Source organism: Chryseobacterium sp. B21-037 (assembly GCF_028570785.1).
In the GTDB taxonomy this organism is placed as follows: Bacteria; Bacteroidota; Bacteroidia; order Flavobacteriales; family Weeksellaceae; genus Chryseobacterium; species Chryseobacterium proteolyticum.
Genome location: NZ_JALGCB010000001.1, coordinates 2,979,422 through 3,001,723, shown reverse-complemented (window position 1 = coordinate 3,001,723; position 22,302 = coordinate 2,979,422). Strand labels below are relative to the sequence as shown.

The window sequence follows — 22,302 nt, the reverse complement described above, 5'->3', positions numbered from 1 at the left end:
ATCATGATTTGGCAAGGAAGATTGGATGGTGAAGAATTACTTTATCACAGAATTTTTCAAAGAGTAAAAATTGAAAATGATTACGATGTTATTTCTACTAATGATTTCGTTTTGCATGGTTTTGCTGTAGAAGAAGGAGTAAAAAGGAATAAAGGAAGATTGGGAGCGAAAGATGCTCCGGATATTATAAGAAAGAACATGTCTAATTTTCCTGTAATCCTTCCCGATTTTTCGTTTTGGGATTTTGGAAATATTACCTGCGAGGATACTCATCTTGAAAAAGCACAGCAGAGTCTTGCTAAAAACGTATCAAAGGTTTTATTAAAAGGAGGTAAATCTCTCGTTATCGGTGGTGGACATGAACTTACATATGCCCATTATCTGGGTGTAAAAACTGCATTTCCCGAACAGAAGATCGGGATTATAAATATTGATGCTCACTTCGACAACCGCCAACCGGAAGAAGGGGTAGGAGCAAGTTCCGGAACCGGATTCTGGCAAATTGCCCAGGAAGGAGATATTCACTCACTGCATATCGGGATCCAAAGAAATTCCAATACACTGAAATTGTTCGATACGGCCCATCAATATGGAATGAAATATATTTTGGCAGACGAACTATTCTTTGAGAATCTGCCGTCCATCTATCAACGCATTAATGATTTGTTGGATGAGGTGGATGTTGCTTATCTTACCATATGTATGGATGTTTTTAATGCATCTGTAGCGCCCGGAGTTTCAGCTTCCGCCTATAACGGTATTTTTGCAGATAGTACATTTATGCATTTTTACAGGCATATTTTGAAAAATGAAAAACTGGTCGCATTAGATGTGGCAGAAGTTAACCCTTCTTACGATATTCAGGAGAGAACAGCAAGACTTGCGGCTAGCCTGATCAACGAATGGTTTATGGTATAACAAAAAATATATTCTTTTAATAGAGAAAATCATTATTTTATTTTGCTTAAAGGAACAAAATTTGTTGCTTTCATCCATGCTTTACGGTAAAGCATTCTAATTCATTTATTTTGAATTTGAAACAAAAATTACATTATGGAACAATCAATTGAAAATAAACTTATTATTGCAGATAAGGCTTTTTCAGAATGGAAAAAAGTGCCCTTTGAAGAAAGGCAAAAATTAATTGCAAAAGCTGCGGAGGTGCTAAAAGCGAATTCAGAAAAATTCGGAGAGATCATTACAAGGGAAATGAATAAGCCCATTTCACAATCAATTGCTGAGGTAGAGAAATCTGCGTTAATGATGAATTATTATGCGGAGGCTGAAAATATTTTAAAGGCGGAAAAAATAGAATCTGAATATAAGTTTTCTGAAGTCCATTATATTCCGAAGGGAGTGATTCTTGGTGTGATGCCATGGAATTTTCCTTTCTGGCAGGTTTTAAGATTTGCAACCCCGGCTATTTTATCCGGAAACACTGTTGTATTGAAGCATGCTTCTATCTGCTTTGGAAGTGGTAATGCCATAGAGCAGGTATTTTTGGAAGCTGGTTTTCCACAAGGAGTTTTCCAGAATTTAGAAGTGGGACATAAGGAAGTGAAAGAAATCCTGGAACACGATGCCGTGAAAGGAGTAAGCTTAACCGGAAGTGGAAGAGCAGGAGGGGAGGTAGCCTCTATTGCAGGATTGAATATTAAGAAATCTTTGCTTGAATTGGGAGGTAGTGATGCTTTTATCATTCTGGATGATGCTGATCTTGATAAAGCTGCAAAAGTAGGAGCTCAGGCAAGACTTCAAAATTGCGGACAGACCTGCGTTGCTGCTAAAAGGTTCATTATTGATGAGAAAGTTGAGGATGAGTTTTTACCGAAATTCATAGAGGAGTACAAAAAATTTGTTCCGGCTGATCCGATGGATAAAGACACAAAGATCAGCGGTATGGCAAGACCTGATCTGGCTGATGATCTTGAAAAACAATTTAATAAAGCTTTAGAAAACGGAGCAGAAATTATTATCCCTCTTGAAAGGATTTCCGATCATGAATTCAATCCTGGACTGATAAGAGTACAGGAAGGTAATCCTATTTTACAGGAGGAGTTGTTTGGACCATTAGGTATGGTGATGATTGCTAAGAATGATGATGAGGCTTTACAAATGGCAAATGATATTCCTTTCGGACTTTCCAATTCGGTTTGGACACAAAATGCAGACCGTCAGATGTTTTTTATTGAAAATTTGGAATCCGGGACTGTCAACATCAATAGAATGACCAGCTCTGATCCCCGTTTTCCTTTTGGGGGAACAAAAGCATCAGGATACGGTACTGAGCTTTCTTTAATTGCATTAAAAGAGTTTGTTACTCCGAAGACAATTGTGGGAAATTGATTTTTGAACAGTAGATGTATTAAAGATTTTAATACTAAATTATAATTATAAAAAGAGCTCCTGAATATTATTTCAGGAGCTCTTTTTTATATCAATTTTGAAAAGCTGTTTCGCCATTTTTGCGATTTCGCCTTTACTTTATTATACTGTCGTTAATCTCAGCGTATTTGTTTTTCCTCCTTCATATGACGGAGTCGCATTGATGTTGATTACAAAATCCCCGCTTTCAATATATCCGTAATTATGTGTAAGCATATTAACCTGGATAATTGTTTCATCCGTTGATTTGTTCATATCATAATAATAAGCATGAACACCCCAAAGAAGGTTAAGCATCGTAATTACCCTTTTATTACCGCTGTACACAATAATATGTGAGTTAGGTCTGTGGGCTGAAAGCTGGAATGCCGTATAACCGGAGTGTGTTAAAGTAACAATTGCAGTAACATTTGTTGTTTTAGCAATTCTAACTGCGGCAAGGCATACCCTGTTGGTAATAAACCTTTCATCAATACAATTATAATCTTTTTCGATAGGCTCGTTTTTGTGCTGATAGAAATTTGTCTTTTCTATATTCTGAACGATTTTAGCCATGTTCTCAACTACCTGGATGGGATATCTTCCCACCGAAGTTTCTCCTGAAAGCATTACAGCATCAGCACCATCCAATACGGAGTTGGCAACGTCATTTACTTCAGCTCTTGTTGGTGTTAAGCTATTGATCATGGTTTCCATCATCTGAGTGGCAATGATAACCGGTTTGGAATAGAATCTTGCTTTTTCAACCAGGTTTTTCTGGATCGCAGGAACTTCTTCCATAGGAACTTCTACTCCCAAGTCACCACGTGCAACCATTAATCCATCACATTCCAATAAGATCTCATCAATATTTTTTACTCCTTCAGGTTTTTCGATTTTAGCTATGATCGGTGTTTTAAATTTACCGTTCGGATGCTTGGCAATAAGGTCCTTAAGATCTATGATGTCCTGTGCATGACGTACAAAAGATAAAGCAATCCAATCTACCTCCATGTCCAGCATAAAGTTAGCATCCTGGATATCCTTCTCCGTTAATGCAGGAAGAGAAACATTCGTATTAGGAAGGTTTACCCCTTTTTTAGAACTCAGAGGTCCCCCTTGTATGGTTTTGGCCTTTACAGTATCCTTTTCGTTGGTTTCAATAACCTCTAGAACAAGCTTTCCGTCATCGATAAGGATTCTTTCCCCCACTTTTACGTCCTGAGGAAACTGTTGATAAGTCATATAAACTTTTGTAGAATCCCCTTCAATTTTTTCATTCGTAAACGTTAAAATATCTCCAGGATTAAGATATGATCCCTCCTTTACGACTCCCACTCTCAATTTAGGACCTTGTAAGTCTCCTAAAATACTTACAGAGTAGCCATGTTCCTTGTTAAGTTCTCTAATGATATCAATATTAGTTCGAACTAAGTCGTAATCTGCATGTGAAAAATTTATTCTAAAAACGTCTACTCCTGCTTTCATAAGTCCTAACATGACTTCTTTAGATGATGATGCAGGGCCAAGCGTTGCAATAATTTTTGTCTTCTTTAAATACTTATTCATAATACTGGATAATTTGATATAGTTCCTCTTCAGAACTCAATGTATAATCTTGAATTGGAAACACAAGATTTTCAGGGAGCAAAATTACGGAAAAATCAGGAAATTGTTCCGAACTATGCAGAATATATTCTACATCTACCTGATTATTTAATAAAAATTTAATATTTTCTTCTTCTGCGAAGAGCTCAGTTTGTATTTTTTTTTGTCTACTTTCACAGGATTTGTTGGAAATGAAAGTAAAGTAAGTCTTTGAAAACTTGTGATAACCCTCGAATCTTGAGAAATAATAGTCATAATATGATCCGTGAAAGACGAGGTCGTCTATCCTTGAAAATTTAAGATCGCTATTTTGATTTATTTTGAAAAAAAATTCATGATCGAATACATTTTTTGCTAATCTTACCAATCCGATGGCAATATCTTCAAATTCTATATCGTCGTGATCATAAAGTTTTTGAATTTCCAAGTATGTTCTCTTTTTTGTTTAAAATATAAAATGCTCGTTGTGCTGCTTTTTCTTCGGCTTTCTTTTTTGAAGTTTCAGTGGCATTGGCTATCTTCTCTTCTCCGAGCCAGACGTGGCAACGAAAAACGATTGATTTATTCCCCTGAGTTTCTTCACAGGTTTCATATTTTATATTTACTTTTTTCTTCTGGCTCCATTCCAGAAGAAGGCCTTTATAGCTCACAATTTTATTTTCGAGCTTATTAATTTCAGATGGCGTCAGCAAACGTTCCAAAATGATCTTTTTACAGGTGTCATATTGGAAGTCTAAATAAACAGCACCGATTAATGCTTCAAATAAATTTCCGGAGATATTTTCACCTAAAGCTACAGAATTTTGTTTAATTAAAAGGTCTGTAAGCTTTAAATCTTCCCCTAATTTATTAAGATTTTTCCTATTAACAATCTTAGATTTCATTTGTGTAAGATATCCTTCATTCGCTTGAGGATAAGTCTGGAACAAATGACAAGAAATAATTGTACCCAAAACGGAATCTCCTAAGAATTCAAGTCTTTCGTAATTGCTGTCTTGATTTTTAGAAGAATTTTTCAAAGAAAAAGCTTCCCGGTAAAGTGCAACATTTTGTATCTCAGAACCCAGCAGTTTATTTAGCTCGGTACTAAGGAAATAGTCTCTCTCCGATAATTTTCTTTTTCTTTGTTTGAGAAGGAATTTAGAAAAGTATTTCTGTAACTCCATTCAGTAAATTTAGATTTTCATAAACAGAACGCAGGCATTGTGCCCACCAAATCCAAAAGTATTGCTCATGGCTACTTTTACATCTTTTTTCACAGCTTCATTAAATGTAAAATTAAGTCTGCTGTCGATATTTTCATCATCAGTAAAATGATTAATGGTAGGAGGAACAATACCATGAATAATAGTTCCTAAAGCAGCAATAGCCTCAATTACACCGGCCGCCCCTAAAAGGTGTCCTGTCATTGATTTCGTAGAATTAATCTGAATGTCGTAAGCATGCTCTCCAAGTAATCTTGAAATTGCGTTGGATTCTGCAATGTCTCCTAATGGAGTAGACGTACCATGCATATTGATATGGTCTACTTCATCAGCAGTTAACCCTGCATCTTCCAGGCAACTTTTCATTACCAGATAAGCTCCCAAACCTTCAGGATGAGGTGCTGTCATGTGATGTGCATCTGCACTCAGACCGCCTCCTTTTAATTCTGCATAAATTGTTGCGCCCCTTTTTACTGCATGTTCATATTCTTCAAGAATAATACATCCTGCTCCTTCACCCAATACAAAGCCATCTCTGTCTTTATCAAAAGGTCTTGAAGCTGTTTTCGGATCATCATTTCTTGTTGAAAGTGCCATCATAGCATTAAATCCGCCCACACCACTCGCTGTAACAGCGGCTTCAGAGCCACCACATACAATAACATCTGCTTTCCCTAATTGGATTAGCATTTTAGCGTCGATTAGTGCATTTGCAGAAGAAGCACACGCAGATACAGTAGTATAATTAGGTCCGTGGAAACCATACTCAATAGAGATGTGTCCAGGCGTAATATCCGCGATCATCTTTGGAATAAAGAAGGGGTTGAATCTTGGAATATCCGTATTCGCCCATCCTAAAACTTCTGTTTCAAAAGTTTCCAAACCACCGATCCCGGAGCCCCAGATTACACCAACTCTGTTTTTATCAACAGAATCTTCGATAATTCTGGAATGTTCTACAGCTTCTCTTGCAGCTACAAGCCCAAGCTGGGTATTTCGGTCCATTTTTTTTGCTTCTTTCTTATCGAAATGTTGCAACGGATCGAAATTCTTGACTTCGCAAGCGAATTTTGTCTTGAAGTTTGTGGCATCAAAAAGAGTAATCGGAGCTGCACCGCTCTCACCTTTAACAAGATTTCCCCAGTATTCCTTCGCATTATTTCCAATCGGTGTTATTGCTCCAAAACCGGTTACAACTACTCTTTTTAATTCCATAAACTTTTTAAATTTTCTTTTGTTGAAGAATATTATTTATTTACTACTTCTTCGATATAAGCGATAGCGTGCCCTACAGTAGTAATTTTTTCAGCTTGATCATCAGGGATTTGAATATTGAATTCTTTTTCAAATTCCATGATAAGTTCAACTGTATCCAGTGAATCAGCTCCTAAATCGTTAGTGAAGCTAGCTTCAGGAGTTACCTCTGTTTCTTCAACGTCAAGCTTATCAGCGATGATAGCTTTTACTCTTGATGCAATGTCTGACATAGTAAATTATTTTTTTAATTGTTAGATGGTGCAAATATATAAAATTCTTTACGATAAAACATTTTTTTAGTCTTTTTTGTGGATAGACTATCCGTATTTTATCAGGAGGGGATATAGTGTTTTCGTTTTCAGGTGTTTATAATTAGTATGCTCAGCAGAAGATGAAATTAATCATAGAGTGAACAACATGGTTTTGAAACTTATGCATTTATCCAGGTATGGAATTCCGTTCTTTTGATGCTGTATATTCAGCTTTTATTGTTATTCTGAGAGACTGAAGTTTATAGAATAGCTGAGATTAATTAATCTGCAGTTTTTTAAATTCTAAAGGCTTCATTCCGGTTTGCTTTTTAAAAAGGCGGGTAAAATAAGATGCATTTTCAAATCCTAATTCATAGGCAATTTCTGAAACGCCTTTTTCACCCAGTCTTAAAAGGTTTTTGGCTTCTGAAATCAAAAAGATGTGGATTAGTTCCATGGCTGTTTTACCTGTTTCCTGTTTTAGAAGATCACTGAGATATCTGGGGGAAACAGAAAGCTGGCTGGCCAATTGGGTGACATTGGGTAGTCCGCTATCCTTTTTTAAATGGCCATTATGGATGTAATTTTTAAGAGCATCATTAAATCTTGATGCCATTTTTCCGGTGATCTGTTCCCGTTCTATAAACTGTCTTTTATAATACCGTTGTGCGTATTTCAGAATTGTTGAAAGGTGGCTTAATATAATCTCCCTGCTGTATTCATCAGGGTTGTTTCTATATTCATTACTAATCTTATCATGAAGTTCAATGATATTTTGCTCTTCCTTTGGAGAAAGGTGAAGAGCTTCAGTAACTTCGTAATCAAAGTAGCTGTATTGTTCAATAGCTTTATGCAGCTCATGTCCTTTAAGATAGTCTTCATGGATGAGCAACATGAATCCTTGTTCCTCGAACTCCAGGTCTCTCATCTCAATGACCTGCCTTGGTTTTGTAAAAAAAAGACAGCCATTGTCATGATCATAAGGTGTACGTCCGTACATAAAAATTCCGGATTTGATTTTCTTGAAGGCGACCATGTAACAGTCTGTGGTGAACTCCCGGTTTCCCATCGTGCATCCGGATAAGCATCCCACGATGCCCAAAAGAGGGTGCTGTGGAGCTTCCCAGTTGCTTTCTGAATGAAGTTCGGTAAGAGTATTATAATGTTTCATCAGATTTCAAAAAACTAATTTACAATAATCTGCAGACAGGATCTATCTGCAGATTATTGAATTTGTCAATTAAGAGGTACAATATATTATTAGTAGCCGTGTGCCCTAACGCTTACTTCTTTCCAGTTTTCAATATCTTCAAGGCGGTCTCTGTATACCTGATTCATTGTGTGGTATGCTATTTTGCCAAGCAGTAAACGTTTTGGTGGGTTTACGGAATCAATAATATCTACTATAGGTTGTATTGTAGCTTCTGGTTTTCCCCAGATGTCAGGATTATCTCCGGATTTGGCGAATTCTTCTCTTACAGGGTTGTAATCGAAAATATCAGATGGAGTTTGTAACGCCGAAGCTCCTGCCCAGTCTGTAGCATATCCGTTGGGCTCTATTAATGTCGTTTTGATTCCCAGATGGGCTGTTTCCGTTCCTATAGTTTCAGTTAATCCTTCAATTGCGAATTTAGAAGCATTATAGAGACCCAGTAAAGGTAATGTAGTCAAGCCTAGGAAGCTGGAAATCTGAATGATGTGACCACTTTTCTGTTTTCTCATTACTGGTAATACAGCCTGGGTTACCCATAGTGAACCGAAGAAATTAGTCTCCATTTGTTCTCTGGCTTGTTGTTCTGTAGTTTCTTCTACTGTCCCAAATAATCCAAAGCCGGCATTGTTGATCAGAACGTCAATACTTCCGAAGTGTTTTTCTATAGTATTTACAGTATCAAAAACATCCTGACGGTTGTTTACGTCCAGTTTTAATGGGAGAATCTGATCTCCATATTTTTTTTTAAGATCATCCAAGGCAGAAATATTCCTGGCAGTGGCTGCCACATTATCTCCGCGTTCTAAAAGTGCTTGTGCCCATAATTTTCCAAACCCTTTGGATGCTCCTGTAATAAAAATTGTTTTACTCATGATTTTGTATTTACATTATTTAAGGATACAAATTTATTGAGGGGAGGTGTAGATAACTAGCTCATTTCAGCTGAATAATAGCACAAAAATACATGCAATGGGAATGGGAATAAATGATTGTTTTAACAAAGTGCATTTGAGCTTTTTAACAAAATGAATGTTATCGGTTTGGCGGAACTTTGTCTCAATAAAATTTAAAATAAAAGACAATGAAAAAAGTTTGGTTTATAACAGGAAGTTCAAAAGGTCTTGGAAAAAGTCTTTTGGAAGCAGTATTATTACATGGAGATTACGTGGTGGCTACAGCCAGAAACCCCGAAATATTAAAAGGTTTATTAGAGGAATACTCTTCACAGTTATTATTAGTAAAACTTGATGTTCAGGTAAAGGAGCAGATTCATTCAGCGGTTAAGGAAGCGGTTGATCATTTTGGAAGAATTGATGTTTTAGTGAATAATGCCGGTTTTGGAATTACAGGAGCTGCAGAAGCGTTTACCGATGAGCAGGTGAGAAGCCAGCTGGAAGTTAACTTATTTGCACCTATTGAGGTGACAAGAGCAGTATTGCCTTATATGCGTAAGCAACGATCCGGACATATTTTGCAAATAAGCTCAGTAGGAGGAAGAGTAGGGAATGCTGGCTTGTCTATTTACCAGGCGGCAAAATTTGGTCTCGCTGGTTTTTCAGAGTCTCTAAGCAAGGAAGTTTTGCCTTTAGGAATTAAAGTGACTTCTATTGAGCCCGGAGGATTCAGAACTGATTGGGCCGGAGCTTCTATGAGTTTTGCTAAAGATGTGGAGGGTTATGAAGAAACAGTAGGCAGCATCAAAGAATATTTAACTTCCGGAAAATTTCTTCCGATGGGTGATCCGGCAAAGGCTGCAAAAGTAATGGTTGACCTGGTTGATCATCCTTCACCACCCATGCATTTGGTTTTAGGAAGTGAAGCTGCAGCTATCCTTCAAAGTGCAGATCAAAACAGGAAGAAAGAATTTGAGCAATGGCGCGATGTAAGTATTTCAACCGATCATGATGAAGCGGTAAATGTGTTGCATTCGGAAGAAGGGAAACAGTTTTTAGCTAAAAAAGGAATTCGTTTGGATTAATGTCCAAATCTTCAATAAGTGCAAGAGAAATACTTGCACTTATTTATTAATTTATTCTGAAGATCCTTTATTATATTTGTAATCAAATGAAAACCACAAGACAAGATTACGGAAATATTGTGTATTCCTGTTATGTTCAGTTGAGCAGGCAGGGAGAGCATTTTGTATCCGATCATGTAATCAGCTATCAGGTTGCCGGAGATTTAATTTTAAGTGATGGGGTCAATGACTACCGATCCGAAAAAGGTTCCATACGTTTTCTGAAGCGCAATCAACTTTTAAAGTTTACGAAACAACCCCCTCCCGGTGGTGAATTCCAATCATTATCCATTCATCTGGACCAGCAGACCTTGCAGGATTTCAGTCTTGCTTATGATGTGGCTTCTGAAAAAAAATGTTCTACGAACTCTTTAGTTGTGTTTGACTCCAGCCCTCAACTGAAAACATATATGGATACTCTGATGATGTATCAGAAGTCCGGGCAGCTTTCAGATCCACGAATGGTCGAACTCAAAATTAAAGAAGCAATTCTTCTGTTGCTTCAGGAAAATCCAGAATTAAAAGATGTTCTATTTGATTTTAATGAGCCTGGAAAAATAGATATTGAAGCGTTCATGAGTAAAAATTATCATTTTAATGTAAATCTCGACCGCTTTGCTTATCTCACGGGACGAAGCCTGGCTACCTTTAAGCGGGATTTTGAAAAAATATTTGGAAAAACTCCTGGAAAATGGCTCTTGCAAAAAAGACTTCAGGAAGCACATTATCTTCTTGCTGAAAAAGGAAGAATGGCTTCGGATATCTATATGGATCTCGGTTTTGAAGATCTTTCTCACTTCTCATTTGCATTTAAAAAACAGTATGGATTATCACCGAGTAAAATTGGCGGATTTTAAAATAGAAAGCCTGAGTCTAATTGACTCAGGCCTTTTTTTAGTTAGTAATCACCGGAATTAAATACCAGTTATTTTTTTAATGCAAAAGGTTGTTTTACAATGAAAACAACCTTTTATACTAAATTCAGAGTAAGCTCTTTTTTATTCTTTAACCCATTTCACGGTTTTCTCTATGTTTTTGGTTTTAATCTTAATAAGATAATCTCCTGTCATCAGGTGAGTTAAATTGAAAGTGCCGATTTTACCAGCATTTAATGTATTGTTCAATTGACTGAATGCCAGTCTTCCACTCGTATCATATATCATGATGTCATAATTTTCATTAGAGTTGGTAAACCTGATATTTAGAATTCCTTTACTTGGATTAGGATACACTACAAATGCATCTTTGGTTCCATTTACTTCATTGACAGCCAGATTCTGAGTAATGGTAAAGTTTACGGGATTGATATTATAAAATACATTACCTTGGCCCGCAACCATAATTCTCGCTTGTGTTGTATTTACATTAGGAATAGTAATTGTTTCTGTACCGTCGTTAGCGGTAGAAGCAACGATCGTCGTTGGGTAAGTAAGACCTCCGTCTGTTGAAAGTAAAATACTCACATTAGCGCAGCTAACGGGAGCAGCGGTCGTATTTGCTACGTTCCAGGTAATGGTCTGAGTGGAATTACCTGTCCAGTTTACGGCTGTCATAGGTGCTGTAACAGTGAACGGACCAGAATTTCCATCTACTGTTATAATGGCGTCATCATTAGCAACTCCGGCACAGCCTGCGTTATTATCCCTTACTGTTAATCTGAATTCCATAGTTCTTCCATACGAAGGCAGGATTTCCCCTTTGGTGGTAACGTTGTTGATTACGTCTGTAAGTTTTGGAAAGTATCTGTATGGAACTGTTACCGGTAAAAATGATCTGAATATAGCAGCATTACCTGTTGGTGCATTCCAGTTTCCTGCCGGTCCTACATCATTTTGTTCCCATGAATAAGCAAGTGCGTTATTCTGCGCGTCTGTAGCAGAACCTGTTAATTTAAACGGAGTTCCTTTGGGAATTGTGTAATCGTTCCCTGCATTCACAACAGGTGCTGTGTTGGTAACCGGAGTTGTTACCTGACAGCTTGTCGATTGAACTTTTGTAGTGATTGATTGAAATGATTTGGTATGAAAAGTAGGAATACTATTAGGTGCCAGATTATTGGTTGCCCCACAAATACCGGCATAAGCCATGATGGTAACACCACTTCCTGGTTCAACAGCATTGGAAGCGCTTCGATTACCCGCGCAATTTCCTGTTGTTGCATTGAATGTATGTGGCCCTCCAAACTGATGTCCTACTTCGTGAGCAACATAGTCTATATCATACGGATCTCCTACGGGATTAGAAGATCCGGTAATTCCGCTTCCTTTATTTCCTGTACTGCATATTACTCCTAATCCGGCAAGTCCACCACCTCCGGTACTGAAAGTATGTCCTATATCATAATTGGCATTGCCTATTAATGCATCAATCTGAGCCTGGCTTTCATCAATCAAAGTATATGCGTCATCATTACCTGTAAAAGGATCTGTTGTTGGATTTGTAAAGATGATATTAGTTTCATTGGGAATTAATATGAGCCTTACCGCAACCTCTTGTTCGTATACTCCGTTTACCCTGTTTACTGAGGTAACAATAGCTGAAAGAGTTTGAGCAACCGTGGGAGATGTTAATCCTGTTGCAGCTTGGGCATACTCACCGGTACAGGCTACTGCAAATCTGAAAATTCTAATTTGAGTACCTACGCTTGGAGTAACGCTTTTTTGTACGCTTTTTTTTTCAGGAACAATATCTTCGTCTTTGGTTGCACAAGTTCTTGGTTTTCTGTCAATCAGATCACTTTTTTTATAAATGATATAATTGTTGATGTTGTTTTTTGCGTAAGGATCAATGTAAGTATCTCCATTTACAATCGATTTTATCTGAGCATGAAATCCAAGCTCTGTAAAATCCAGCTTTATAGTAGCGTATTGATCGTCAACTCCTTGCCCTGTAAAGGTAACCAACTGTGGAAACTTCTGAGCAAGTTCGGGAGCCATCACTGAAGATTTCCAGATTTTAAATTTTGCTTTTGTACCATCTGGCATTGGAAGGACAATGATAGGTGCTTTGTCTTTAGGGTCATTGTCTTTTAGTTCAGGAACAGTACTGAAATAGCTCTTTATGCCATTGACATCCAGGCTGTACGTAAGGAACTTTTCAGGTTGTACCGTTCTGCTTTTAGGATCTGCTTTAATGGATCTTTCACTAATAGTAGTAAAAAAATCCTGTGCTTTCCCCAGGGAAATGGAAAGCATAAAGATTCCCAGATAAAATAATTGTTTAATTTTCATAATTTATATGTTTAATTTTATGATGTTTCGGTTTTATTAGCTTTGTGGAAATAAAAAAATGAAAATCTTTATTAAATTAATTTTAATAATTCAAAATATAAATAACTATAAAATTAATTAAATATTTGGAATAATTATAAGGAAAATACAAAGAATTATCTAATCTGTTAATATCAGGTATTAAACTTGACACCTTTCCCGTTGCATTACTAAAAAGCCTCGCCATTATAATCAGAATCTGTCAAAACACTATTCATATAGCAAAGATTTCCGGCCTCTATTGTATTATTTGAATTATAAATTTAACACGACAAGTTCCGTCGCTACGCTATAATATATTTGTATTATATAAAATGTAAAAATTTGAAAATTAGCGACTAAAATCATGATGTAATTCATTTAAATCTTTTTAAAGTGAATTTAAATGCTAAAAAATGTTAAATTTGCAAGATTTTAAAATTAATAATTAAAACGGATGAAAAAAATCAAATTTCTATTACTGATAGTTTCAGTATTTTTATTCTTTGGATGTAGACAGGAAAGTCTGTATGTTGATCAGGAATCTCAAAACAATACTTCTAAGAATTATGTCATTAATGGTGGAGAAATAAAAAAAGATGAAGTGCTCTGGTCAAAACTTTCAGGAATACAAACGCAACTTTTTGGAGCTAATCCTAAAAACAAAAATAATGATCCTATTTTAGATGGAGCAGTTATTATGACAGATTATGCTGGAGTGATAGAAAAAAGTGGCACTACTACATACACATTCGAGGTTAATAGAATCTCCCCTTCTCAGGATATTGAAAACCTTGTAATAAGAAAAAAAACTGATGGAAGTTATTCTGGTTTCCTTATTCAATATCATCTTTCAAAGCAGGAAGTACAAAATTTCCAAAATGCTACTAAACCTGAAGATATTAAGGGGAAAGTAAGTATTTACAAAATTAATAATCTTAATATTGGCTCAAATAATTCAAATAAAGGAAGTGGATACACTTACTCTGAATATATAGGATGTTTAGTTGTAAATTATGAAGTTATTCCTTGTGTAAGTTCTGACCATCATACTAATCCAAGTCAATGTGAACTAACAGGAGCATCAGCACCCCAGATTATTGTAATGTCTGTAGATGATACCCATTGTGTTCCATCAGGAACAGTTCCAGGAGGTTCAAATCCTGGAACAAGTCCTGGCGGCTCTAATGGAGGAGGTGGTTCTGGAGGAGGTGGAATTACGGGAGGAGGAAATACCACGCTTCCTGAAAATCTTTATAACACATTTATATTTCAAAATTTTGGAGAAGCATATAACGTATGTGAAGCTAATGATGTTCAATGTCAAGAAAATAGACAGCTTAATATTCAGCTTCAAGCTTACCTACTGACCTTAAATCCAAAAGTGAGTATGCTGAGTGCTTATCTTTACACTTTTTTAACAATAAAAGGCTATTTTAAAATTAACGGTGGTGATTCTTTTCTTACTGAAAAGCTGAATCAACTGGCAGGTTGGTACAGAGATCCGGCAAATGCATCCATGTCTGGCATAGAGAAAGATAAATTTGTAAGTTGGGCACTTGAGTTTCTTATTCAAAATCCTGATACAACTTATGACCAGCTTATTACAAGATTAAAGGATTTGGATAATGCCTTAACACTGAATCCCAATTTATTAGTTGATATCCCTTGTGGTGAATTAGATGATTGGAAAAATGTTGCAGATCACCAAATACCCCAAAGTGTTAAGGATAAATTAAAAAGTATAAACACAAAAACCCATTGGTATCAAGATGATTTAATAATACAAAATTTAGATAATGCAAAGGGTAAATCATTAAATATGGACTTATTTTCTGTTAAAATATCTAATTTACCCAATAAGCCTGGTACTACTCAAAAATTTACACCAAAGGAATTTTTTGATTATTTCAGGCTACATCTTAATGATTTCGCGGAAAAGTTCACGCCTGTTGTAGATACAAACTTAGGAGTTAATGATACTGCATTGTGGAATTCAGCAAATCCTTTAAATGCACTCATCAGTATTTATATTCCAGTAATAGTAGGTCATAATAACGGGACAGTAATATGCTCTGGAGTGAGTACTAATGCGTGGGTATTTACAACAATTACAAGTCCATGGGATAGTGAACATCCAGTGTCTGGTAATAGATTCTTTAGTTATTATATGTCAGGTCAAGATATGTATATTTACACAAGAGGTGTTGATAGAGTAAATTTACCTATTTTTAATGCATTTCCACCAGAAAAGAATCCTGCTTTTAATGGAGCTGATGAACTTTGGAAGGGAATGCAAACTAAGCTAAAGAAATTTGTAAAAGATAATGGAGGTGGAGAAAATGGAGCTACAATCATGTCACCAAAAACATACAGACCAGATTGGGTTAAGATAAAGGATTATATAAAAGGAAATAAATCATTAAGTTCATTAGGATGCAAATAATTAAGGAAATATTAAAAGTTGCTTTATTATCTATTTTACTCATATTGCTAGTAGTAATTTTTAATATAGATTTTAACATTATACATAATGATATAATGGATGTTTTTATAAGTATCTATTGGCTTTTTGCCATTCTTATAATTTATTTGTTCATATACGTATTCATTTACTTAATTATTATTTTTTATTTATTTAAAAATAAAATTATTCGATTTAATTACATTTTTGTTTTATTATGTGTAATTATATTTTATTTATCTGCAGAGTTTTTTACAGCACGAAATGAAAGAATTGATAATATAGTTAGAGCAATTCTAATTATATTAAGCTCTTCGTGGGTTATTTTTTGTTTTTTTAAAAAATGGATTAAATTTAAATAATTATCTTATGAAATATTTATTTTTAATATTTATTCTTTTATCATTAATAAATTGTAAATCTTATAGAAATTCAGTAACAGGAAATTGGAAACTTATGAGTGTGGTAAATAGTGATGATGCTTATGCTATGCGTTCCTCTTTAATTCCACAAAAAGTTGAAAGCAATATGTTTCTAACTCTAAAAAAAGATGGAACTTTTATATCTAATCGTGATTTATGTACTGGTAATTGGAAAGAAACGATAGAAAATAAGTCAGTAGGAAAATACTATTTTAAAAAGAAACGAAATCCAGACAAAGTTTTCAGATTGGAGGCTAGTGAGTGCCGTGGAATTGGAGGTGACCATCACTTTATACTCAAGGATAAAAAGTTAGAATTATATTATCCTTCTGATGCGGGATATCATATTCAAATATTTGACAGACAAGAATAAAATAAATTATATTCAACATTACATATCTTAATTTATATGAATTAATCCATTATGCTTTCCTGTTTTAATTATATAAATTTCTTACTTAATATAAAACTACAATTCAACCTTTACCAAATTTGGTCAAGGTTTTTTTATTTCAACTTTTATTAAAAGCCTCTCATAAAAGAGAGAATTAAAAAACACAAATGATGAAAAAAATTACTTTTTCATTTCAAATAGCATTTTTCTAACTTAGAAAATCTACTCTAAGAATTTCACTGAATATTTTGAAAGACAAGAATTCATAGATTAAAATCACAACCTACTTGTTGTAGATCAAAAATCGTACTTATTAGAATTCACCGATTTTTGAAAGATAATCATATTATTAATCCAGGTTTTCAGGACACCACAATTATTGAGGTGATGGAAAATGAATATAATGCCAATTTTGACAAAGGAACATTTTCGAGGGCAGTCATTATCAAACCTAATGATTTCGAAGAAAGTATCTACCAAGAATTATCTATGCTGTTATTAAATAATAGAACTATTATGGCAATTCACAAAGTCAAACAATACAGGTATTATTTTAATAAGCCTTATAAACTTGTATCCGAAAATGAATATTTCCTTTTAAAGAAAACCCTTCCTCCAATTCCTGAGAACCTTTATGCAGCAATTTTGAAAAAGTATTGGTGGTGTATATTACTAATTCCAGCTTTTCCAATATTATTTTTTTTGGCACTTACAGGACTTGTGGATGAAATAATAAGTTATAGTGATTATATAAAAGATAAGAACAAGTTTGTTCAAAGGTATTTTCACTTAATACACACATCAAGCAATTATACTGAGTTTACTGACAGGTATAAAAATTTATAATACGACAAATTTTGTCATTTACTAAAAGTATTTTGTATATGAAAAATGTTATTCAAAACAATACGGAAAACCCTAAACTGTGAACTAAAAAATATCTTTATATTAGTAACCTAAAAATTATAAACATTAAATGGAAAACAAAATTATTCTTAAACTACTGCTATTAGTAGTCTTCAGCATCTCACTGTATTCCTGTATTCATGATGAAGTTACTTCGGCATCTGACCCTAGTTCTAAAGAATATACTAACAAAAGCCTCTGGAAAGAAGACGAAAAGTATATTAAAAATGTAATGAAAGTCTATCAGGAAAATGAATCTGAAATCAAAAAAGGAAATGGAACACCTCTTTGGGATTATGCTACAACCATGGATAGCTTTGATGAAAGTTTTTTGATGGTTCCTGTAGTAGATAATGGAAAAGTTCTTTCTGTACTTCAAGTTCCCAGACACGGAAGTAAAATTTATTTTATATACAAACAGTCACAAAATGATATTAGTTTTTTTCAGAACTATATTTCTCCAAGAGTTAAAAAAGCTATAAATACTGAATCAAATAGTAATAAAGGTGGATTAGTCTGTTCAACCAAGACTATTTCTGTATGGTTGCCTAATAATGAATCCAATCCTGATCCAGATGGAGGAGATGGGGAATGGGTATCTAGCCGTGTTACTACATGTAGAGTTATAGACGCTCCAATAGAAATTTCTGATTGTTTAGGTATAGTAGATCCTGTAACAGGGCTGTGTGACATGGGTACTGGTGGTGGAGGTGGTACAGGCTATCCATATCCAGATACCCCTGAAACTCCATGTGATAAAATGAAAACACAGAATTCAAGTGTAGACTTTAAAAATAAAGTTACAGAACTTGATAAGCCAGAGATTTTTAAGAAGACACAAGAAACGGGATATGCTGTTGCTTATGGTCCTCAAATAAATTATGAATCTTTAGCAAATACGGATAACGATAACTTAAAGCTCCCACCTGGAAATAAATATTTTGGTTTTATGCATGTTCATCTTGATAAAGAAGGTGTTGTAAAAATTTTTTCACCAGCAGATCTTTTTACTTTCCTTACATCATGTGTTAGAAACGCTCAAGATAAAGGATTAATGGTAGATGCTTTTGGCATGGTGATAACGTCACAGGGTAACTATATTCTAAAATATTCAGGAGATGGTAGCTTTGGTATAGGACCGAATACACTAGCTAATTGGCAGTCATGGTATGAAAAAGAATATAGTAACCTTAAAGAAAGCGAATTAGCTAACTCAGGTATTGTGGAAAAAATATTCACCCAATTTTTAGAAGAAAAAGTAAAAATAAATGGTTTAGAATTTTATAAAAGTGACAAAGCCACGGGTAACACAACTAAACTTAAATTTGACGGAAAAGATAAACCAGTAAATCCAACACCATGTCCCTAAATAAAAAAAATTACATTATGAAAAATATATTTTTTGCCATTCTTTTTTATATTTCAATGTCTTGTCAGGCACAACAAATCTATTCATTAAGGCCTTCAGAAATTCAGCTTCCTGAAAACTCTTATCAAAAAGATACAAATAATGAGCTTCCCGCCTACGAAGGAACCTGGAAAGGAACCTGGGATGGCAAGACTATTTTTGTAACTTTCAAAAAAATAACAAATGCCTACGATAATGTATTTAAATATTATAAAGATTATTTAATTGGAAAATTTAAAATATTAAATGCTAGTGGAGGAGTTATGTATGATAATATGAATTTATCAGATGATAAAACTAAAATTAACGGTGTGAATTTTAGAAAATATAATACTAAGTACTCTCTTGTTTATATAGACTCTGATTTATGTAATACTTCTGGAAATATTATTATCAATTTTACAGATTCAAGTAAAACTAAACTTAACTGGAAGTTTAACAAAGGAAGTAATATGATTACTACAGATTGCCAATATTACAATACTACTCCTTTTCCAAAAGCCTTACCTGAAGAAATTGTGTTAACAAAACAATAACGCAATACCAACAAAAATACTTGGCATACTCCTTATAAATAATTAAAATTATGATTAATTAGGAATCAAAAAAAAACCTTATCGATTTTGCTAAGGTTTTTTTTACCAATTATACAAAAAGTGTCTCATAAAAGAGAGACTTAAAAAACATAGATGATGAAAACATTACTTTTTCTTAGGAGGTGATTTTTTAGGAATTGTTTTAGTTTTAGACTTGTCAGTTTCTTGAACTGTAGTTTTCTTATGCTTTTCTGCATATTCTTTTGTAACGTACTCGCCAGATTCTGCATCTCTGTATCTTTTTGCCATAATTATTTGTTTTTTTGGTTAATATAAATTTACAAATAATAATTATTAATTAAAAATTGGAAGCTATTTTTTCTTAATTTTTAGGTTTAAGCAGGCTTTAGAAAATTTTGTCAAATTCTGTTATAATTCTATATTTAAACCACCGGTACCATGCAAAGGCTTAAACTTTGGTAAAAAAATCTGAGAATATCTTAAAAACAGCTCCTACAGAATTGATGCCAGAATAGAAAAGCCAATTCAAAGTAGGAAAGAAAAAAACCGTGAATTAATGTTTAATTTTAAAAGGTAAATCTATAATTACAATCTATCTATAAAAATGTATTTACTTTTATACCATTGCTTAGATTTTTTGATCTGTTTAATTATATAAACAATAGTTGCTTCTAAATTATTAGTTTCAACTTTGCTCTTTTGATATAGTAGACTATTTTCAGATAAAATAAGAAAATTTGTACACGTAAAATCCTTTACTGAAAGCAAGAAAAAATCATTAATTATATTCTGCGAGCCTGGAATAATGCCTATACCTAAAACATTATCACTATTTCGCATTTTATCAGAAATCAGAAAACACCAATGTGAATTGGTTTTAATTTCAAGTTTAATACTAAAAACAATAGGTAATTTGAATATTATTTCATCGGCTTCAAATTCCGTTGCACCCTTATTTATAAGCCATCTTCGCAGATCATTATTAATATTTTTCCTAGCTCGCTTTATTGCATTAATTCCTTTGCGCCAATTACTGGGAAATAACCAATATAATCTTTTCTGTGCCTCTTCAAAAAGCAGTTTATCAACTATTCCATCAAAAGCATTAGGTACTATTACCCATTCTGAACGGGGATTCCGATATGATTTTTGCTTCAGCCTCTTCCATGTTTTATTATATAATCTAGTACCAACATAAGTTTCATTAGTTAAGATCTTTACAATTTTTGTTCTATCCCACTGTTTATTATTTGCAGATAATACACCCTTTTGATTTAGATCTAATACAATCTTTGATAATGAATTTCTTTCTTTAACAAACAAGTTGAATATATTTTTTACTGTTTCAGTTGTTTCGTCATTTTTTGGTGTAAAGGAAATTCGCTCATTAGCAATTTGCTTATGTTCGCCAGTTCCTAGAATACGAATAGGTTCTTTGTTTACATCAAGTAACTGCCTTGCCATTCCATAAACAGGTGCACCTCCTGCTGAATAGCCCTGTTGTGAGACTTTTACACATCCATGAAACACTTTTTCACTTAATTGGCGACTATATTCTGCCGCCATATACCTTTGAATATTGATTTCTAAATTTGACAATAATTGATTATTTGTATCAGTAAAACCTCTAGAAACATATACTACCTCTATCCCATGCTCCTTGCACAAGTAAGTATAATATCCTGCTTGATCTTGATCTTGAAATCGTCCCCATCGTGAAACATCATAGACTAAAACATAATCAATACGAGGAGAATTAGTTTTTTTTATCCAGTTAGTAAATAGCCGTTCAAAACCAGGCCTATTAGCAAGAAGTCCACTTACTCCCTCGTCAACCTCCTCATGTATTATTTCAATATGGTGCTTATTTGCAAATTTTTCAACATGTCCACGTTGAATTGCAACTGAATTCTCTTGTTTGTCTTCAGCAGAATGTCGATAATATGCGATCGCTGTTTTAGTGATTTGCTGAGAACTAATTAACATTAACTATTCAAATGTTTTCATAAGATTGTATAAATCCTCAAATAATTCATGTTCTTTTTCTGTCAGTTTAATATTTGAATTTTTTTTTGTACTAAATTCTTTTATTAAAATTTTGATGTGACTTGAAAATCCAGACAATTTTGCACTTTCACACAATTCAGTAACAGTCATTAAAGGCTCTGTTAGAAAATATAAGATCTCTTCTTCATGTAAAGATGCATTTACGAATATTTTAGACAAGTCTTTGAAATCACTTGCTCTATAAGTTACATTATCACTTATTTTCTTAAAGAGAACTTTTACAATATCATCAATTTCATATTCTTTAATCTTTCGTAATTTAGGAAGCAACTGCATAAAAGCTATACGTTGGTACTCTTTCATATTATACTCGGACATTAATTCTAGATACTCCATTCTCATATCCCGTAACTCAATAAAGTGAAACAAATGAACTTGGGATATCCCTATTAAATCGGCTATTTCCTTTTTACTTGCATGGCTATATTCTGCTTTTATCTTATGTATTGCGTTCGCTTTTTCCATTGGCTTCCAGCTTCTGCGATTATTCTGCATTTCGTATCTACGAGCTTCGAACTCTCCATCACTCATTTTCGGATATACTCGACAAGGGACTGTTTTGAGTTTAAGTTCTTTTGCGCAACCAAACCTTCTATGACCATCCATGATTAAAAAACGCCCTTCTTCAACTTCACTTACTTTTATAGGATCTTCGATACCATAATGCCGAATTGATTTCAGGAGACGATCATAATCGCCACCGACACCTAAACCAAAAGCTTTGCGAGGTTGATTTGGATCGCCTTCTATTACCTCAAGTGGCAATTCCATGTATATAAAAGGGCGGGGTTTAAATGAGTCAATTAGACTTTTGACATTATTTTCGCTCATAACTATATATTTAATTATTGCTTGCAAATCAATTACCAAATTTAGCCTCAAGCAAGCAAAATATATAATTATATTTCTTTTAACAAAATA

General features: G+C 34.1%; 20 protein-coding genes. 9 read left to right on the top strand and 11 right to left on the bottom strand.

Annotated elements, in window-relative coordinates; genetic code table 11:
• Positions 1 to 3: 3 nt before the first annotated feature.
• Positions 4 to 918 (top strand): formimidoylglutamase, encoded by a 915-nt coding sequence (gene hutG, locus MTQ00_RS13330; RefSeq protein WP_273649626.1) that lies wholly within the window; start codon positions 4 to 6, stop codon positions 916 to 918.
• Between the two features lie 135 nt (positions 919 to 1,053).
• Positions 1,054 to 2,346 carry an aldehyde dehydrogenase family protein gene (locus tag MTQ00_RS13325; protein WP_273649625.1) on the top strand — a complete coding sequence of 431 codons (1,293 nt, stop codon included), beginning with the start codon at positions 1,054 to 1,056 and terminating at the stop codon, positions 2,344 to 2,346.
• 141 nt (positions 2,347 to 2,487) lie between these two features.
• Here the strand turns inward: MTQ00_RS13325 and pyk are convergent, their stop codons facing one another.
• From pyk to MTQ00_RS13290, 7 genes are all read right to left on the bottom strand, one after another.
• Positions 2,488 to 3,933 (bottom strand): pyruvate kinase, encoded by a 1,446-nt coding sequence (pyk, locus tag MTQ00_RS13320; protein WP_172280712.1) that lies wholly within the window; start codon positions 3,931 to 3,933, stop codon positions 2,488 to 2,490.
• Positions 3,926 to 4,399: an IPExxxVDY family protein gene (locus MTQ00_RS13315; protein WP_273649624.1), complete on the bottom strand. Its 474-nt coding sequence runs from the start codon at positions 4,397 to 4,399 to the stop codon at positions 3,926 to 3,928. Before MTQ00_RS13315 ends, pyk begins: the two co-directional genes overlap by 8 nt.
• Positions 4,377 to 5,138: a ribonuclease III gene (gene rnc / locus MTQ00_RS13310; protein WP_172280708.1), complete on the bottom strand. Its 762-nt coding sequence runs from the start codon at positions 5,136 to 5,138 to the stop codon at positions 4,377 to 4,379. Before rnc ends, MTQ00_RS13315 begins: the two co-directional genes overlap by 23 nt.
• Positions 5,139 to 5,147: 9 nt before the next feature.
• A complete protein-coding gene (fabF, locus tag MTQ00_RS13305) occupies positions 5,148 to 6,392 on the bottom strand; it encodes a beta-ketoacyl-ACP synthase II (protein ID WP_172280707.1) in 1,245 nt (414 codons plus the stop codon).
• Between the two features lie 32 nt (positions 6,393 to 6,424).
• Positions 6,425 to 6,664, bottom strand: a complete 240-nt coding sequence (locus MTQ00_RS13300) for an acyl carrier protein (RefSeq protein ID WP_002976354.1) — start codon at positions 6,662 to 6,664, stop codon at positions 6,425 to 6,427.
• A gap of 298 nt (positions 6,665 to 6,962) precedes the next feature.
• Positions 6,963 to 7,856 carry a helix-turn-helix domain-containing protein gene (locus tag MTQ00_RS13295; protein WP_273649623.1) on the bottom strand — a complete coding sequence of 298 codons (894 nt, stop codon included), beginning with the start codon at positions 7,854 to 7,856 and terminating at the stop codon, positions 6,963 to 6,965.
• Between the two features lie 89 nt (positions 7,857 to 7,945).
• Positions 7,946 to 8,770, bottom strand: a complete 825-nt coding sequence (locus MTQ00_RS13290) for an SDR family NAD(P)-dependent oxidoreductase (protein ID WP_273649622.1) — start codon at positions 8,768 to 8,770, stop codon at positions 7,946 to 7,948.
• A gap of 209 nt (positions 8,771 to 8,979) precedes the next feature.
• Between MTQ00_RS13290 and MTQ00_RS13285 the strand changes: the two genes are divergently transcribed.
• Both MTQ00_RS13285 and MTQ00_RS13280 read left to right on the top strand, forming a co-directional pair.
• Positions 8,980 to 9,876 (top strand): oxidoreductase, encoded by an 897-nt coding sequence (locus MTQ00_RS13285; RefSeq protein WP_172280701.1) that lies wholly within the window; start codon positions 8,980 to 8,982, stop codon positions 9,874 to 9,876.
• An 86-nt stretch (positions 9,877 to 9,962) separates the two neighbouring features.
• Positions 9,963 to 10,772: a helix-turn-helix domain-containing protein gene (locus MTQ00_RS13280; RefSeq protein ID WP_273649621.1), complete on the top strand. Its 810-nt coding sequence runs from the start codon at positions 9,963 to 9,965 to the stop codon at positions 10,770 to 10,772.
• A 141-nt stretch (positions 10,773 to 10,913) separates the two neighbouring features.
• Here MTQ00_RS13280 and MTQ00_RS13275 read toward each other — a convergent pair whose 3' ends face one another.
• Positions 10,914 to 13,145 (bottom strand): zinc-dependent metalloprotease, encoded by a 2,232-nt coding sequence (locus tag MTQ00_RS13275; protein WP_273649620.1) that lies wholly within the window; start codon positions 13,143 to 13,145, stop codon positions 10,914 to 10,916.
• A gap of 475 nt (positions 13,146 to 13,620) precedes the next feature.
• Between MTQ00_RS13275 and MTQ00_RS13270 the strand changes: the two genes are divergently transcribed.
• The 5 genes from MTQ00_RS13270 (at position 13,621) to MTQ00_RS13250 (ending at position 19,293) form a co-directional block, all read left to right on the top strand.
• Positions 13,621 to 15,609 (top strand): hypothetical protein, encoded by a 1,989-nt coding sequence (locus MTQ00_RS13270; protein ID WP_273649619.1) that lies wholly within the window; start codon positions 13,621 to 13,623, stop codon positions 15,607 to 15,609.
• 387 nt (positions 15,610 to 15,996) lie between these two features.
• Complete coding sequence (locus MTQ00_RS13265; RefSeq protein ID WP_273649618.1) at positions 15,997 to 16,422, top strand: hypothetical protein; 426 nt, start codon at positions 15,997 to 15,999, stop codon at positions 16,420 to 16,422.
• A 351-nt stretch (positions 16,423 to 16,773) separates the two neighbouring features.
• Positions 16,774 to 17,289 (top strand): hypothetical protein, encoded by a 516-nt coding sequence (locus tag MTQ00_RS13260; RefSeq protein WP_273649617.1) that lies wholly within the window; start codon positions 16,774 to 16,776, stop codon positions 17,287 to 17,289.
• A 130-nt stretch (positions 17,290 to 17,419) separates the two neighbouring features.
• On the top strand, positions 17,420 to 18,718 hold the full coding sequence (locus tag MTQ00_RS13255) for a hypothetical protein (RefSeq protein ID WP_273649616.1): 1,299 nt from the start codon (positions 17,420 to 17,422) through the stop codon (positions 18,716 to 18,718).
• Between the two features lie 17 nt (positions 18,719 to 18,735).
• The gene (locus MTQ00_RS13250) at positions 18,736 to 19,293 is read left to right on the top strand and encodes a DUF6705 family protein (protein WP_273649615.1); all 558 of its coding nucleotides are present in this window, start codon (positions 18,736 to 18,738) and stop codon (positions 19,291 to 19,293) included.
• A gap of 165 nt (positions 19,294 to 19,458) precedes the next feature.
• Here MTQ00_RS13250 and MTQ00_RS13245 read toward each other — a convergent pair whose 3' ends face one another.
• The 3 genes from MTQ00_RS13245 to MTQ00_RS13235 all read right to left on the bottom strand — a co-directional run bounded on the left by MTQ00_RS13245 (position 19,459) and on the right by MTQ00_RS13235 (position 22,212).
• Positions 19,459 to 19,602 carry a hypothetical protein gene (locus MTQ00_RS13245; protein ID WP_273649614.1) on the bottom strand — a complete coding sequence of 48 codons (144 nt, stop codon included), beginning with the start codon at positions 19,600 to 19,602 and terminating at the stop codon, positions 19,459 to 19,461.
• A 297-nt stretch (positions 19,603 to 19,899) separates the two neighbouring features.
• Entirely contained in the window at positions 19,900 to 21,300 is a 1,401-nt protein-coding gene (locus MTQ00_RS13240) for a recombinase family protein (protein WP_273649613.1), read from the bottom strand.
• Positions 21,301 to 21,303: 3 nt separating this feature from the next.
• The gene (locus MTQ00_RS13235) at positions 21,304 to 22,212 is read right to left on the bottom strand and encodes a ParB/RepB/Spo0J family partition protein (protein WP_273649612.1); all 909 of its coding nucleotides are present in this window, start codon (positions 22,210 to 22,212) and stop codon (positions 21,304 to 21,306) included.
• Positions 22,213 to 22,302 lie beyond the last annotated feature (90 nt).